The 15249-nt window shown below is 40.1% G+C and carries 11 protein-coding genes; 1 reads left to right on the forward strand and 10 read right to left on the reverse strand.

Translation table 11 applies throughout. The annotated features are described in order from the left end of the window. Positions 1–8: 8 nt before the first annotated feature. From A3M5_RS0115945 to A3M5_RS0115985, 8 genes are all read right to left on the reverse strand, one after another. Positions 9–1211 (reverse strand): glycosyltransferase family 4 protein, encoded by a 1203-nt coding sequence (locus A3M5_RS0115945; protein WP_018394784.1) that lies wholly within the window; start codon positions 1209–1211, stop codon positions 9–11. Positions 1212–1228: 17 nt separating this feature from the next. Further along, complete coding sequence (locus A3M5_RS0115950; protein ID WP_018394785.1) at positions 1229–2434, reverse strand: O-antigen ligase family protein; 1206 nt, start codon at positions 2432–2434, stop codon at positions 1229–1231. Positions 2435–2987: 553 nt separating this feature from the next. Next, positions 2988–4307 carry a nucleotide sugar dehydrogenase gene (locus A3M5_RS0115960; RefSeq protein WP_018394787.1) on the reverse strand — a complete coding sequence of 440 codons (1320 nt, stop codon included), beginning with the start codon at positions 4305–4307 and terminating at the stop codon, positions 2988–2990. Positions 4308–4423: 116 nt separating this feature from the next. Continuing rightward, the gene (locus A3M5_RS0115965) at positions 4424–6253 is read right to left on the reverse strand and encodes a polysaccharide biosynthesis protein (protein ID WP_018394788.1); all 1830 of its coding nucleotides are present in this window, start codon (positions 6251–6253) and stop codon (positions 4424–4426) included. 287 nt (positions 6254–6540) lie between these two features. Then, positions 6541–7296 carry a tyrosine-protein phosphatase gene (locus tag A3M5_RS0115970; RefSeq protein WP_018394789.1) on the reverse strand — a complete coding sequence of 252 codons (756 nt, stop codon included), beginning with the start codon at positions 7294–7296 and terminating at the stop codon, positions 6541–6543. A 108-nt stretch (positions 7297–7404) separates the two neighbouring features. Beyond that, positions 7405–8115 (reverse strand): CpsD/CapB family tyrosine-protein kinase, encoded by a 711-nt coding sequence (locus A3M5_RS0115975; protein ID WP_018394790.1) that lies wholly within the window; start codon positions 8113–8115, stop codon positions 7405–7407. After that, the gene (locus A3M5_RS0115980; protein WP_018394791.1) at positions 8105–8851 is read right to left on the reverse strand and encodes a YveK family protein; all 747 of its coding nucleotides are present in this window, start codon (positions 8849–8851) and stop codon (positions 8105–8107) included. Before A3M5_RS0115980 ends, A3M5_RS0115975 begins: the two co-directional genes overlap by 11 nt. Positions 8852–8985: 134 nt before the next feature. After that, on the reverse strand, positions 8986–11028 hold the full coding sequence (locus A3M5_RS0115985; RefSeq protein ID WP_018394792.1) for an S-layer homology domain-containing protein: 2043 nt from the start codon (positions 11026–11028) through the stop codon (positions 8986–8988). 226 nt (positions 11029–11254) lie between these two features. Between A3M5_RS0115985 and A3M5_RS0115990 the strand changes: the two genes are divergently transcribed. Next, positions 11255–12100: a hypothetical protein gene (locus A3M5_RS0115990; RefSeq protein WP_018394793.1), complete on the forward strand. Its 846-nt coding sequence runs from the start codon at positions 11255–11257 to the stop codon at positions 12098–12100. A 112-nt stretch (positions 12101–12212) separates the two neighbouring features. Here the strand turns inward: A3M5_RS0115990 and A3M5_RS0115995 are convergent, their stop codons facing one another. After that, positions 12213–14654, reverse strand: a complete 2442-nt coding sequence (locus A3M5_RS0115995; protein ID WP_018394794.1) for an S-layer homology domain-containing protein — start codon at positions 14652–14654, stop codon at positions 12213–12215. 151 nt (positions 14655–14805) lie between these two features. Next, positions 14806–15243: a YaiI/YqxD family protein gene (locus tag A3M5_RS0116000; protein ID WP_018394795.1), complete on the reverse strand. Its 438-nt coding sequence runs from the start codon at positions 15241–15243 to the stop codon at positions 14806–14808. Positions 15244–15249: the final 6 nt, after the last annotated feature.

The following is a 15249-nucleotide window of genomic DNA, read 5'->3' on the forward strand; positions in this document are numbered from 1 at the left end:
AAATGTATTTAACTTTTATTAAAGTTCTTAATTGTATCTTGTAATACATCTAGATATTTATTTGATATTTCCTCTTGTGTCATATTTTTAGCTGTTTGAACAGCATTAGTAATAATTTTTTCTTTTTGATCACTATTTAACTTTAATGCTTTAGTTAACTTATTTGCTAAGGCATCTACATTTCTAGGTTCACATAAATATCCATTCTCACTGTCCTTTATAACACCATCTATCCCTTCTCCCTTAGTACCGATTGTTATACATGCCTTAGACATAGCTTCAATATAAACTAATCCAAAAGTTTCAGGAGAACTAACCATTACGAAAACATCGCTTTTCTCCATATTCTCAATTACTGACTCTCTAGTAATATATCCGAGGAATTCTATTCGATCATTCACACTAGATTCCTCAGCCAATTTGATTAATTTATTTTTTTCTGGTCCTTCGCCGGCAATTTTTAAATATACGTCTTCATCAACTGCTATTTTTTCAAAAGCTTTTATAACTATATCTATATTTTTCAAAGCTATCATATTGGCTGCAATAAAAATAAATTGAGATTGAGAGTTGATCTTTTTTTGAAGCTTATAATCAGAAATAATCAAATCCTTATTTATTCCTGAGTGAATTATAAAGTTATTTTTTGAAGTTAAGTTTAATGCGTCATATTTATCCATTAAATTACGATTTCTAAAACCAATTCTATTAATAAAAGGCTCAACTTCTTTATAGCTTTCCAACCTCTTCTTCGTATTAGTCAATAGAAAGATATCCGACTGATGAATTGTCAAAATCAATGGAACATTCAGTTCTTCTTTTAACATTTTAGCTATGTATATAGAAGGATCTATCATATGACAGACTATTATGTCTGGTTGATTATTCATATTTATATCATGCAGGATCTTACTACACATTCGACGTATATCTTTTTGAAAATAATTAATCTTAGGAAATTTATTTATTGTTAGTCTATTTACTTCTACGTCCTCTAATTTAAATGTAGCGTCTTTCCGATATCTGCTGTTTTTTTTTCCTTTTTTGGTTAAATTAAATATCGCAGGATATTTTGGATAAATTTTCATTACTCTTACATCATGCCCAGAACTGACCCAATCCTTTGCAAAATAATGTAATGCATAAGATATTTCCTTTCTTGAGTGTTCTTCGTAGCTAGGATATAAAATTGTAATTAATAATATTTTCATTTTAGCACTTCCAATCATTATTTATTAAAGCAATATCCCAATATTAAGAAATAGAAGATAGATATATCTGGGGACATGTTGATTGTTCCAGTAAAGTCTGAAATTAGTATAGTAATTGTAGATATAATTATGAAAGCACTATATTTAGAAACTCTTGCTCTGAATAAAAATGATTTTATAGCAGACAAAAATATATTCAAATAAAGCAATAAACCAATAAAACCATATTGCAATATAAGTTGTAGGTAATAATTATCAACTGCTTTGCTAATATCACGAACATAATAAAATCCATAACCCACAAAACTTTGTATAGTAAATGGTGAAAGATAATTTTTTATGAATATTCTCCATATATCTTCTCTACCACCAAGTGTATCAATATTTTCTGCTTCGAACCTTCGTGAGACAATAGGATTATTAATATAAATTAAAGCAAGTACTAGTAAAATCAATGATAATAATATTGATTTTATTAAGATATTTTTTTTACTTAGTAATATAGATGCTACTATACCAAGAGCAAGCAATAGATAAGCAGTTCTTGACTGAGATAGCAGTATTGCATATGAAGAAGTTAATAATATAATTATCAGTATAAAAGTATATTTGATATTATTTTGATACTTTGGAAGCAATATAGTTAATATATATATTGAAAATATCACCAAAAATACACCGAATATGTTTGGGTTTCCAATTGTTCCAACAATTCTTCCTACTTCCCATGCTTCAAAACCATAATTGTATTTTTCAAAATTTGCGTAATAATTTAAAGTAACTGCTCTAAAAGATTCGTTGTATACTTGAGCTAGTCCTATTAAAGCTTGACCAAACCCTGTAATTAAAATCAATTTATTAACTGAATTTTCATTTAACCGATTATTAAAGAAACTTCCTAATATAAACGCAACCAAAGGTACTAAGCTATAAATAAAAGTTCTTACAATGAATACAGGAGAAGTTGGATAATTGAAATTACTGATAAGATCAACAAATATTGTAAATATAACGTATACAAAAATTAGGATTGTTAGTTTATTTATTATGATTTTTTCATATAACAAGACTATAATTAATGATGCAAATAATGTAGTGATACCTAAATAATCTCTACCAAGTAGATTTGGTGCGAAAAATGTCATTATAATTATTAAAGCAAATAGAGATTTCAATAGTTGTAAAGATATTAAATTCTCCTTATAATTAATAGTTTCATCCATAGCTTGTCTCCTTCAAAGCATTAATTACTATAATTAAAAATGGAAAATAAGCCTTAATATGTATTGATCAAGGCCTACTACCCATCTTGTTAAAGTTAACCTTATATTAATTTGGATCTACGTCAGGCTTTTGGACACACAAATATTAAGTTTTTTTCTATGGAAACCAATATTCATAGAGTGTTCCACATTCCGTGTAGCCCATCAAAGTGAAAAGAGCCTTTGACCGCCTACACGGGATGTAGAGCGAGAAACCCTATGAAGGTTACACCGAAAAATGTGATAGGGAAGAATTCTTTTCCCCCTCACGTTTTATGCTTCTACACCGCACATTTTTTCAGATACATTGGATGTTAGTTAAAATCAATGCTACGGTGGAATACCCCTTGGTACCAGCTCTCAATATACTTATATAGGGCCATTCGGGCTGTCTCAAAGCTCTCGTAGCGCAGTCTTTTGTATACTTCTTCTTTTTTGAGTGTCGCATAGAAACTACTAACACTATAGTAAGAATTGATGTGTAACACCTTCATTCCAATGACGCTCTTTTTCTTTATAACCTCCAATAACGGTACCCTTTTTCCAATATCATCGATTTATCTAACATACTTTTCACATCGATAATGATATTATCTTGTTTTTCTGTATTTTCAAATATTTTCTCTATTTGAGTAAAGCTCAAATCCTTAAACTCTTCGTGTGCAACTGCGAAGACGACACAGTCTGCTTTACTTACATCTTTTAAATCAACTAAGTCAATATTATATTCTCTTTTAGCTTCTTGCGCATTAGCTACCGGGTCGACTATAACAGGTTCAATCTCATATTCCCGTAAACTTTCAATAATATCTGTTACCTTAGAATTTCGAGTATCTGGCGTGTTCTCTTTAAATGTAAGTCCTAATATAACAATCTTAGATTGCTTAACTGTTTTATTTGCAAGAATTAGTTGCTTGATAATTGCATCAGCAATGAACTTACCCATACCGTCATTTATTTTTCTGCCCGAAAGGATAATCTGACTGTGATAACCTAAGCGCTCTGCCTCATATACAAAGTAATAAGGGTCTACACCGATGCAATGTCCGCCGACTAATCCTGGGTAAAATTTCAGCGCGTTCCACTTTGTGTTCATTGCGTTGACAACTTCCTGCGTATCAATACCCATGCGATCAAATACCATTGCCAATTCGTTCATAAATGCGATATTAATATCACGCTGACTGTTCTCTACGACTTTCGCAGCTTCTGCTACTTTAATTGAGGAAGTTTTATGTACACCCGCTTTAATAACAAGTTCGTAAACCTTTGCGATTTCTTCCAAACTTTTTTCATCCATGCCTGATACAATCTTTTTGATAGTTTCCAACCGATGAACTTTATCACCTGGATTGATACGTTCAGGTGAATAACCGACCTTAAAATCAACTCCGCATTTTAAACCTGATTCTTTTTCCAGAATAGGTACACAAATATCTTCAGTTACACCCGGATAAACAGTCGATTCATATACCACAATAGAATCTTTAGTCAAATATCGACCAATAATTTTACTTGCCCCTTCAACAGGTGTAAGATCTGGCGTTTTATCCATATTAATAGGAGTAGGTACAGCCACAATATGAAATTTCGCTTCCCGTAATCTGATGGGATCTGAAGTAAATTCCACTGAGGTACTTTCAATGGCTTCGTTCCCCACTTCATCAGTAGGATCTACACCACTTTTATATAATTCTATTTTTTTCTCATTTAAATCAAAGCCAATAACATTAACTTTTTTCGCTAAAGCAACAGCTAAAGGCATACCAACATAACCCATACCAATGACGGCAATACGTGCATTCTTATTTATTATTTTTTCATAAATCTCCATTTAATTGGCACTCCTCGTTTTCCGATTCTCAATAACTTCTATGAGCATTTTGTTAAATTCTTAAAATCGTAATAAGTTTCTACCTATCTATTCCAATATTTAAATCATCATATTATTTAAACTATCGCTTCCTCCATTACCGCCCGCAAGTTCTCTTTCGTATTAGCAATCTCGATCAATTTCTCTCTCATCACATCACACTCTTTATCTGTAAGTGTGTTAATGAACTGCCAAAGAACGACCCCTTCCACAACCCCTGCTTTCCCAATATGAATCTTCGGAAAGATTTGTTCAGAATGAACTTCATTCTCATTAAGCAGTTCCTCAAACATTTTCTCACCTGGTCGGAGTCCTGAGAATTTGATTTCGATTTCATCCTCTGTATATCCGGATAGTCGGATTAAGTTGCGGGCGAGGTCGACGATTTTGACGGGTTCGCCCATGTCAAGGACGAAAATTTCTCCTCCGCGTGCCAGTGTGCTTGATTGTATGACCAGTCTGGATGCTTCTGGGATCGTCATAAAGTACCGTGTCATGTCTTCATGTGTGACGGTAAGCGGTCCGCCTGCTTCGATTTGCTTTTTGAAGAGCGGAATGACCGAGCCGCGTGAGCCGAGTACGTTTCCGAACCGGACGGCGGTGAATGTTGTGTCGTATTCGCGGTCGAGCTGCTGGATGACCATTTCGGCGACACGTTTTGTGGCACCCATGACGTTCGTTGGGTTCACCGCTTTGTCGGTTGAGACGAGTACAAATCGTTTCACGCCTGCTGCAGCCGCTGCTTCGGCTGTGTTTTTCGTGCCGAAAATGTTGTTTTTGACTGCTTCTTTCGGGTTGTATTCCATGAGTGGCACATGTTTATGTGCAGCTGCATGGTAAACGACGTCCGGACGGTGTGTGCCCAGTACGTCAAACATGCGCTCGCGGTCTTGGACGTCTGCGATCACCGGGACAATTTCAATCGAATCTCCGTGACTGTTGCGCATTTCCATATCAATCTGGTAAATGCTGTTTTCACCGTGGCCAACGAGGACGAGTTTTTTCGGCTTAAAAATGCTAATTTGCCGGCAAATTTCTGAGCCGATTGAGCCGCCTGCACCGGTGACGAGAACGGTTTTGCTCGTAATCTTTTCTGCAATCGATTCGATGTCGAGTTCAATGGGGTCACGGCCGAGTAAGTCTTCTACCGCAACGTCGCGAAGGCTACTGACAGACAGTTTTCCAGTGATGACATCTTCAATAAGCGGCATGATTTGCACTTTCGCATCGGTTTTGGCGCACTGCTCGTAAATGTGATTGATTTGCTGGCGCTTCAGTGACGGAATCGCAATGATAACGTGATCGATATCGTGTTCTTTCACGAGCAATGGAATGTTGCGTGTCGTGCCTTCAACGGTAAGACCGTGAATTTCGAGGCGCTGCTTGTTCGGGTCATCGTCGACAAAAAGAATCGGTTCAAATTCTGCTTCATTCGTTAACAGCTGACGGACGACCATGGAACCACCTGATCCGGCGCCGACGATCATCGTCCGCTTTCTTTCGTCGTGACTTTTGCGTATGTATCGGTCGCGGTATACTCTCCACGAGAATCGTGAACCGCCAATGAGCAATATGTGTAGCATCCACGTAACGAGAAGCACACGAACATAAACATCTTGAAACGCGGCGAGCTGGACGACCGCTGTCGCTGAAACGGAAAACGTGACCGCTTTGGCGATGGCAATCAGTTCCCGAACACTGGCATATTCCCATGCTTTATGATAAAGCCGGTAAATCCCTGCAAAGAAATGGTGGCTGGCGAGCAGCGCGATGGAACTGATCAATAGTGTGCTTGGACTGTATATATTCATATACGGATGCAAAATAAAGTAGCCGATATAAATGGAAAATAATACGATGGCTGAATCAAGTCCGATTAAAAAGGACATTCTCTTTTGATACGCCAATACGCTCCACCTCTTTCATATATATAGATAGAAAACAAAAAACAGCTAATAAAAACACACACATTATGAATGCGCTTTTATTAGCTGTCTTTTCTATATGGTTTGTGTGTATTAATAAATCGGGCATCTAACCCGCCCTCACACCACACTATTGACGACGGATGCGTCTAAGGTTCAGGTCTGTCTTGCTGCTGAACCCACAGTGTGACCGAGTGCCTCCATTGATAACGGTGAGGAGACATTACCGATCTCTTTTTAGCGTACTTGTCATTAAATGAACGAGTGAATCAAAATAGACCAAGGAATTTCTTTTTGTGGGCAACGTGGTGTGGTTGTTCTTTCGCGATGTAGCCTCCGTTTAAAACGATTTCTGCGTTTTCTTTAAAGTATTCGGCGTAATCAGGATCGATTGCGTCGTATGCTTGCCTAAGCCCGAAAGCACGTGTTGTCGTGTTGTGTGCGTCTGATGCGATAAAGTGTGTTAAGTTTGCTTCGATGAGCTGCATCGATAAATGTTTGATCTTTTTACCAAATTGACCGTTAATAGACGCTGCGGTGATTTGTGAAAGCGCACCGTTTTTAATAAGCTTGTACAGCTTGTCCGGGTTTTCACTGATCGCTATATTGCGCTCCGGGTGCACGATAATCGGGGTAATTCCATGTAATTGCATGTCAAACAGTACCTGTTCCGCAAACGCCGGAATCCCATTCGATGGGAACTCAATCAGCATACACGTTGATTGGCCAACAGGCAACAGCTTATTATTTTCATAATCTTCCAACAATTCCCCATACATGCGTACTTCTTGTCCTGCATAAATGGTGACGTCAATGCCAGATTCATAAAGGTGTTTATTCAAGGTTAAAACAGCTGCTTCCACAGCTGCTTTTTCATTTTCATACTGTCCGTTTTTATGATGAGGCGTTGCGACAATCATTCGAATGCCTTCCTTCTCCGCCTGTTTCGCCATTTCGACACTTTCGACTATGTCCGCCGCTCCGTCGTCAAGACCCGGCAAAACGTGACTGTGAAGATCAACCATGATGATTACAACCCCCCATTCCAATATAGACCAATTATATCATAGGATTTTGGTATTTTGTAGCATTTTGTAGAATTTTTTAGAAAATTTACACAAATGATACAATTGTCATTCTTTTCCGTAATAATAATAATAACTTGAATCTTTCATCGTGCGGTTATTTAAGACGACACCGAGCAGCTTCGCTTTGACGGACTGCAGCAAGTCTTTCGCTTTTTGTACACCTTCGATTTCCGTTTTGCCGCTGTTCACGACGAGGATTGTTCCATCGCATTGATTAGCAAGCACTTGCGCATCTGTCACGGCAAGAACGGGCGGTGTATCGAATAACACAAAATCATATTTTTCGAGTGAATGTTCCAGAAATTCTTTCATTGAGACCGAACCGAGCAGTTCAGCTGGATTTGGTGGAATCGGACCTGATGTTAAAATAGATAGGTTTTCAATGTCTGACTGCACCGCAGTTGCATCCAATGTTGTTTGCTTCGTTAAAATATTAGTTAAGCCGAATGTGTTTTGAAGACCGAATGTGTAGTGCATCGTCGGCTTGCGCATATCCGCGTCCACGAGCAGCACTTTTTTGCCTTGATCGGCAAAGACAACCGCAAGATTCGCGATCGTTGTCGACTTCCCTTCTCCCGGGCTTGTGGATGTGACAAGAATGGAGCGAAGCGACTGGTCAACAGAGGAGAACAATATGTTCGTCCGGATCGTCCGGTATTGCTCGGAAATGGGCGATTTCGGATCGGTATATGTAATAAGCTTTCGTTTCGCAGAACCGGGTGCTGCTATTGTCTTCTTTTTCCGTTTAAGAGCCAATCGTTTCACCTCTTACTGCTTGTTTTTTTTGTGAAGCTGGTTTAGATGATGGTCCTTCCTTTATCTCGATTGTCGTGACACTGCCAAGGACAGGTAGATCGAGTAACTTCTCTACGTCTTGTTCTGTTTTCACGGTGTTATCCAAGTATTCTAGTAAGAACGCAAGGCCGACACCTGCCATTAAACCGACGACAATGGCAATCGCGATATTCAGCATTGGCTGTGGTTTCACAGGAGACATGTTTTCTTTTACTTCGGCTGGTGCAAGAATGCTCACGTTGTCGACATTCATAATTTTGACGATCTCTGCTTGGAATACGCGCGCTGTTTCATTGGCGATGTCCGCAGCGATGCCAGGGTCTTCATCTTGCACCGTCACATTGACAACTTGTGAATCTTGTTCACTTTGAACGGTGATTTTAGAAGAAAGCTGGGCGGCTGTTAGATCAAGTGCCAGATTTTCAGATACTTTGTCTAAAATAGCCGGTGATTTCATGATCACGTTGTACGTACTGATCAGTTGAAGGTTCGTCTGCACTTCGCCTGTGTTGTACAATTGTTGCTCCGTTTTTGTCTGATTCACAAGCAACTGAGTCGACGTTTGATAGATTGGCGTTAATAGAAAGTAACTAATAAGTCCGCTGATGAGTGCTGCTGCGATCGTAATGAGCACGATCAATTTCAGCCTTTTTTTCAGTGTTTCCGCCAGTTCTTTCAGGCTGATCGTTTCTTCCATATAAAGCCTCCTAATACGAATAGTCTTTGGCATTATACCATAATATAGTGTTCTTTTATCATTTCAATTTAGTTACTTCAAAAAAAAGGGTCTGATCCAGCCTGTTGCCTGGATCAGACCCTTTCCATTTATTTTTATTTAATGTTTTCGATTAAATTTGCTTTGATCAAGAATTCACCCAAAATACGGGCCATTTGATCGCGTTTTGTGAACTCGTTTGGCTGGAATGTGCCATTGCTTGCACCAGACATGATGCCAGCTTGGTAGACTTTTAATACGTCTGCACGTGTAGAGGCACCGATTGATTTCGCATCTTTGAAGTCTGTCAATTTTTTCGCTGTGTTCAATTTAGAAGAATCGAATTTGATACTCTTAAGATTAAGAGCACGTCCGATCATCGCCGCTGCTTCTGCACGCGTGATGTGAGCGTTCGGTGCGAATGTGCCGTCTGCTTTCCCGGCAACGATGCCGCTTTTTACAGCTGCCATTAATGCACCATTCACATTGAACCACTCATCACCTTTTACATCTTTAAAACGGTTATCGTATGCGACTTCCGGTAAACCAAGCGAACGGCTTAACAGTAGCGCGAATTGCGCACGTGTCATGTAATCATTCGGCTTGTACGTCCCAGCTGTTGAACCTGAGATAATGTATTTAGACGCAAGTGCTTCAATGTAATCTTCCGCCCAGTTTTTCTTGTTGTCTACGTCAGGGAATGTGATATTGCTTTCAATCACTGTGTATACTTCATCCGAGTTAGCCAGTGCACGGACTACCGCGATTCGCTTGCCGTTTTCTGTTTTAAAGGTTGTTGGAAGTGATGTAAATGAACCTTCTGCTTCGACTGCCACACCTGTTGCTCGGTTCTTATTCACTGTTTTATTTAGAACAAATTCACGCTCAACATAAATATCGCCAAACGTTTTAATTTCAGTCACCTTATTGCCTGAAACGAGTTCCACTTTCATTTTTGCTGCTGGTGCAACCTGTGCAATACCTTGTGCTGCTGCTTTTGTTTGTGAAGAAGCGGCTGTTGGTGCTGTTAGGCTAGCTTGCATTTTCGCAAGAAGAGCTGTGTTCTCCGTATCCGTTAACTGATCAATTGTCACTCGCAATGAAATTTGCGATAAATCTCCACCAAGAACGGCTGTAAGAGTAGCAAGACTCACTTGTGATAATGGAAGAACATAGCTTGTTCCACCTACTTGGATCACGAGATCCGCATTCGGTGCTGCTGATTTAATCGCTGCTGCAAACGATCCTGGAATATCAACAGCGACTGGTTTGCCATCAGGATTTGCCGGAACCGTAATTACCACTTCAGGCGTTTGGGCTGTTAAGCTCGCTATAATTTGCTCTTGAAAATCCGATGGAAGGGTTACTGTCACAGTTGAGCCGCTTTCATCGATGACTGGACCTGGAGGTGTTGTTTCACCACCGCCACCATTATTGCCGCCGGGTTGTTTTCCATAGTTTGCTAGCCAAGCCGCTCCAGCAAACATCATCGCTGTTTTCAGTTCTGCTCTTGTTACACCATTGGCAGCAAAATGGCCTTCAATATTGGAAACGACCTGTTTCATTTTAGGGTCGGTAATCACGAGCACGTCTGATACATGTTGACGAATCCCCTTGTGGTCTGCTTCTTTCACGGCATTGACAATGCTATTAAAAATGGCATGCGTATAGTCTACGTCATCATCAGCAATATTGCTTATTTCATCATAAGCAAATTTTTCTACCACTCCCAAATATGTAATGTAATCTTTATCAGGCAAGTTACCCAAGTATTGCTTATGGTCGTCAATAAATTTTCGTAAATCGCCTTTTTTATACGTACCGGTGTAAATACTTGTCTGTAACTCAAGAAGAGCTGCTACAGCCGCTTTTTGCCCAGCGCTTGCGCCTGCATCAAATACGGGATTAACCGCAGCGGTCCAATTAAGACTGTCTAACGCGTCTGCCACTTCACTATCTATATTCGAATCATTTCTTACCTCAAGTGCATATTTCTCGAATGTAGATATACTGTTAAAATGGGCTGTGTCTTGTACTTGTGCCGCTTCCACTTGGTTGGCATCGAACACGAGTGCCGTTGTTGCAAGGGGAGTAAATGCGATTGTTGCTGCAATCATGGCTTTTACTGCTTTGTTGCTGAGTGGATATTTTTTTACCAATGTCGTCACCTCTTCATTTTATTAAGTCTAGGCTGATAGAGTACTTTTCTGTCATGTTAGTTAAAATCATACAGAATTACATAGAGTAAATCAATACTTCATTTGAAAACTTTAACAATTGTTAATAAAATATTCATATTTTGTCAGATTGTTCAGTCAATATTTATTTTTATTTTTTTCGTGATATACTGGTAAAAATGACAATTCATTGATGGAGGATGGTAGATTGAGAAAGTTGATTAAAATAGCGCTCCTTGTTGTTTTATTTCTTGCCCTAGTCGGGGGCGGAACTTTGTATTATTTTACCAAAGTGAAGACATACGATGTAGCTGATGAGAACGTAGATGAAATTATTGATTCGCCTTATTCGATTGCTTATCCTGAAGGAACACCGATCCCAGAAGACGCGCAAAAAGATGAAGAAGGTCTTGTCATTGTCGATAAAGACGGCAACTTTCTATTAGAAGGTGGATCCGTTATGAGTCCTGATGATTGGTTTGCTTCGCCGGAATATGCGGCTGCCGTGTCAACAGGAACAGGCGGTAAAAATAATGGCGGTTCGAGTTCTAGTGATCCCGCTTCTTCTAACGGCGGCACTGGTAGTACAGGTACTGGTTCTGATGGATCTAGTAATACGAATGGCGGTTCCGGTAATACGGATGCCGGTTCTGGTTCAGGATCGAACGGTGAAACAGGCGGTACTAATGAAGCACCTGCTACGATGACTGTCGATGCGATTAAATCCCGCTATGAGTCTTCCTTTCAAAGTTTAGAAGGCCAAGTAGATTCACAGCTTGGCTCGTTAATTAGCCAGGCGAAAGGCGAATATGTAGAGAAAAAAGCAGCCGGTGAAACGGTCAATCCCGCTTATTTTTATCAAAAATACAACGGTGCCGCTGCGAACGTTGAATCTAAAACAGATGCTGCCTTTAACTCGTTATACACGGGCCTTACAAGCGAGCTAAAAGCAAATGGCTTCAGTGAATCTCATGCGAATCAATATAAAGCAGATTATGAAGCAATGAAAGAAAGCCGCCGCAGCGAGTTGCTTAGCAAAGTAACAGGCTTATAAACAATAAAAAACAGCAGCCATCCTTTGAATCGGGATGGCTGCTGTTTTGTTGTCTAGATTATGGAGCGGTGTGTTACTCCGTTTCTGAGCAATTTACTCAGCTTCTAAACCATTATTTTACGATGACACCATTCGCATCTTTCAATGCTTCTTGGCCCTCTTTTACTTTTACAACTGGTTTCGCTGCTGGAGCTGATGTTAGTGTAAATTGTAATGCCTTCACATTTCCAGCAACAGCTGTCATGTTTTGTGCTTCCGCGGCTGTTCCATTAACGGTTACATCTAATACATCGTTGGCATCTGTTGGCGCAGCTGGTAGTTCAATTGCGTCGGAGAATTCAACGACGACGGTCGTTCCATATACTTCCACACCCGTTACAGTAGCTGGCGTATTGTCCTTCACGGTTACGACAAAGTGTTCGGCTGTGCTGACGTTTCCTGCTTTATCCGCAACACCTGAAACTCCAAGTACTGCCGGTGCGCCAGTTGTTTGATCACCGATATTCACGGATCCTTCCTGAAGTGTAATGACCACTTCTTTTTTCAAAGAGTCTTTAAAATAAATATCCGTTTTGCTAGGGAGCGCTTGGCCGTCAAGACGGTAGTTAGACAACTTAATCGCTGAAGATGTTACTTCTTCGTTATACGTCACGGTAAACTCATTTTTGCCTGTTGTTTTAACAGTTGCTGTCGGTTTTTCCGTATCTTCATTTGTTGATGTTCCTACTGTGAATTTGTCTGTCACAGCACCGGTTTTATTTCCATACGCATCCGAGAAGAAATTAGCAGGAAGAGTGACGGCATACGTACCTGCGTCCATTGCTGTGTCTCCTGATTTAATGTCCACTTCGAATGTTTTTTTATCTTCTGTTAAAGATGTTTCAGCCGCAACCGCTGTGAATTTCACACCGTCTTCGTCGCGAACATCGATCGCGTTAATAGAACCGCTCACTGTCACAGCTTCATCAAATGTAAAGGCCAATTTTTTGTTACCGGCTGTTACCTTTGAAGAAACAAGTGATGGTGCTTGTGTATCTTTCTTAAATGTAAGCGGTGTGCTGTATAGATCATTTTTCAAACCAGAACGATCTGTCATTGCATCTTTTTGAATGTATAATGTGAACGTTTCGCTCACAGATGAACCAGCAAAAATGCCATCGCCTGCAGCCGCACCATTTAAATCAACGGTTAACGTATACGTTTTACCGCTCGTATCTGCAACATCTTTCACAAGTTTCACTGCTGTTTGGTCCGCGCTGCGCTGTACCGTTGCATTAATTTCCGCTTCCGTAACAGATTCGCTTAGCGTAATTTTCGCTTTGTTTTGGCCTGTTACTTGTACGTCTGTCACATGCGGTTTATTCGTATCTGCTGTCGGTGCTGATACGAAACCGTTGTATAGGTCCATTTCATTTGCCGCATCTGCTGTATCTGTCGCACCCGCTACGTATAATGATGCAGATGAACCTGCAGACAGATCGCTCGTAATGTTTACTTCTGTTTTATTAGATGAATCGATGCTGACTGAATCTCCTGTCACTGGGGTACCGTTTACGCGAACAACAGTCGGTTTCGTTCCGATTTCTTCAGAGAACGTAAGCGTGATGACACCATTTGTATAAGACGTATCCGTTACGACAGGTTTCACCGTATCTTTATACGTGAAAACGGATGTATACTTCGCTGTTTTCAGCGCCGCTCCATTTTCATCTTTTTGCTCGGTTGTAATCGGATTAACGACAACGACGCCGTCTGTTGCTTCAATGCTGTCAGCGTATGTAAGAGTGATTGATTTTTGATCATCAGATAATTTCACCGCTATTGGGTTTGCACCATTCACTGTATAAAGCGTTTTTTGTGCCGCTGCCTCTTTATTCAATGCTGTGTTGAATGTGATCACGACTTGTTTTGCGTTTACGGATTCCACTTTTGCTACAGCTGGAGCCTGAACTTCTTCAGGTGTCGCTAAACGGTAAAGGAAGAGAGCAAATTCACCACGTGTGACGGAATCGTTTGTACCAAACTTCGTTTCCGTTTTACCAAATGTCACTTTGTTGTCAACAAGTGCTGCAACCGCTTCATCATAACGATCGGATACATCTGTAAAGGCTAAGTTTGCCTTATTGCCTTCCAAGTCATATGCTCTAGCAATAATAAGGGCCATTTCGCCGCGTGTAATGTTTTGCGATGAGCCAAATGTTGTCGCTGTTTTCCCGTTAATAATACCTTCTTGTTTCAATGCATTCACGTATGATACAGCACGGCCTGGTACATCTGTGAATCCGGCATCTTTCGCATTTTCTACATTAAGATCAAGTGCTTTTGCGATCAATACAGCTGCATCTACACGTGTAATCGTTTGGGCTGTGCCATATTTCGTTTCACTGATTCCGTTTGTAATCTCTTGCTCTACTAAATAATCAACCGCTTCTTTGTAGCGATCGGATACATCTGTAAATCCAGCCGCAAACGCTGGTGTAACAGCTGATGCCACAAGCGTTGCTGTTGCCGCTGTTGCGATGAATTTACGATATGATTTTGATTGATAAGCCATTTATATGATTCCTCCAAATGAAATAATATTTGTCAATTACTCTTTTATTTTCTCATAGACTGACTAGTCGCTACAAATACCGAAAGACACAAATAGTACCCCTACATTTACCCTACCGAAATCCTTCAAAACCCTCATAAGGTTACTTTTACTAGTTGTCAGAAAGCATGAACGTTAAACTTTGTTCAAACTTTGCATCGTCTTCTTTTCTGCGTTTCTTTGGCCCTTTCAAACGACCGCCCGCCTGCCGGATCTTTTTCGCTGTATGGCGGCTTAATAAAAGTTGATCGATATTTCCCGGGGTATACTGCCTGCCGTTTTGGTCGATAGCGAGACCTTGTTTAGCAAGCACCATCGCCGCCAGTCCGTAATCCTGCGTCACAACGATATCTCCTTTTTGCACGCGGTTCACGAGAACAAAATCGACCGCGTCCATTCCTTTTGAGACGATAATCGTTTCCGCTCCGGGGCGTGACATTTCATGTGCTGTATCGCAAATTAAGATGACGGGCAGGCCAAACTTTTTCGCCGTTTCACAAGCAATGTCAACAACAGGGCATCCGTCTGCATCAATTAATAGTTTTGTCAAAGAAAA

The sequence above is a fragment of the Bacillus sp. 37MA genome, assembly GCF_000372765.1.
GTDB lineage: Bacteria > Bacillota > Bacilli > Bacillales > Domibacillaceae > Domibacillus > Domibacillus aminovorans.

Coding starts and splice junctions, on each gene's coding strand:
- A3M5_RS0115945 (WP_018394784.1), bottom strand. CDS start 1,211: ATGAAAATATTATTAATTACAATTTTATATCCTAGCTACGAAGAACAC.
- A3M5_RS0115950 (WP_018394785.1), bottom strand. CDS start 2,434: ATGGATGAAACTATTAATTATAAGGAGAATTTAATATCTTTACAACTA.
- A3M5_RS0115960 (WP_018394787.1), bottom strand. CDS start 4,307: ATGGAGATTTATGAAAAAATAATAAATAAGAATGCACGTATTGCCGTC.
- A3M5_RS0115970 (WP_018394789.1), bottom strand. CDS start 7,296: ATGGTTGATCTTCACAGTCACGTTTTGCCGGGTCTTGACGACGGAGCG.
- A3M5_RS0115980 (WP_018394791.1), bottom strand. CDS start 8,851: ATGGAAGAAACGATCAGCCTGAAAGAACTGGCGGAAACACTGAAAAAA.
- A3M5_RS0115995 (WP_018394794.1), bottom strand. CDS start 14,654: ATGGCTTATCAATCAAAATCATATCGTAAATTCATCGCAACAGCGGCA.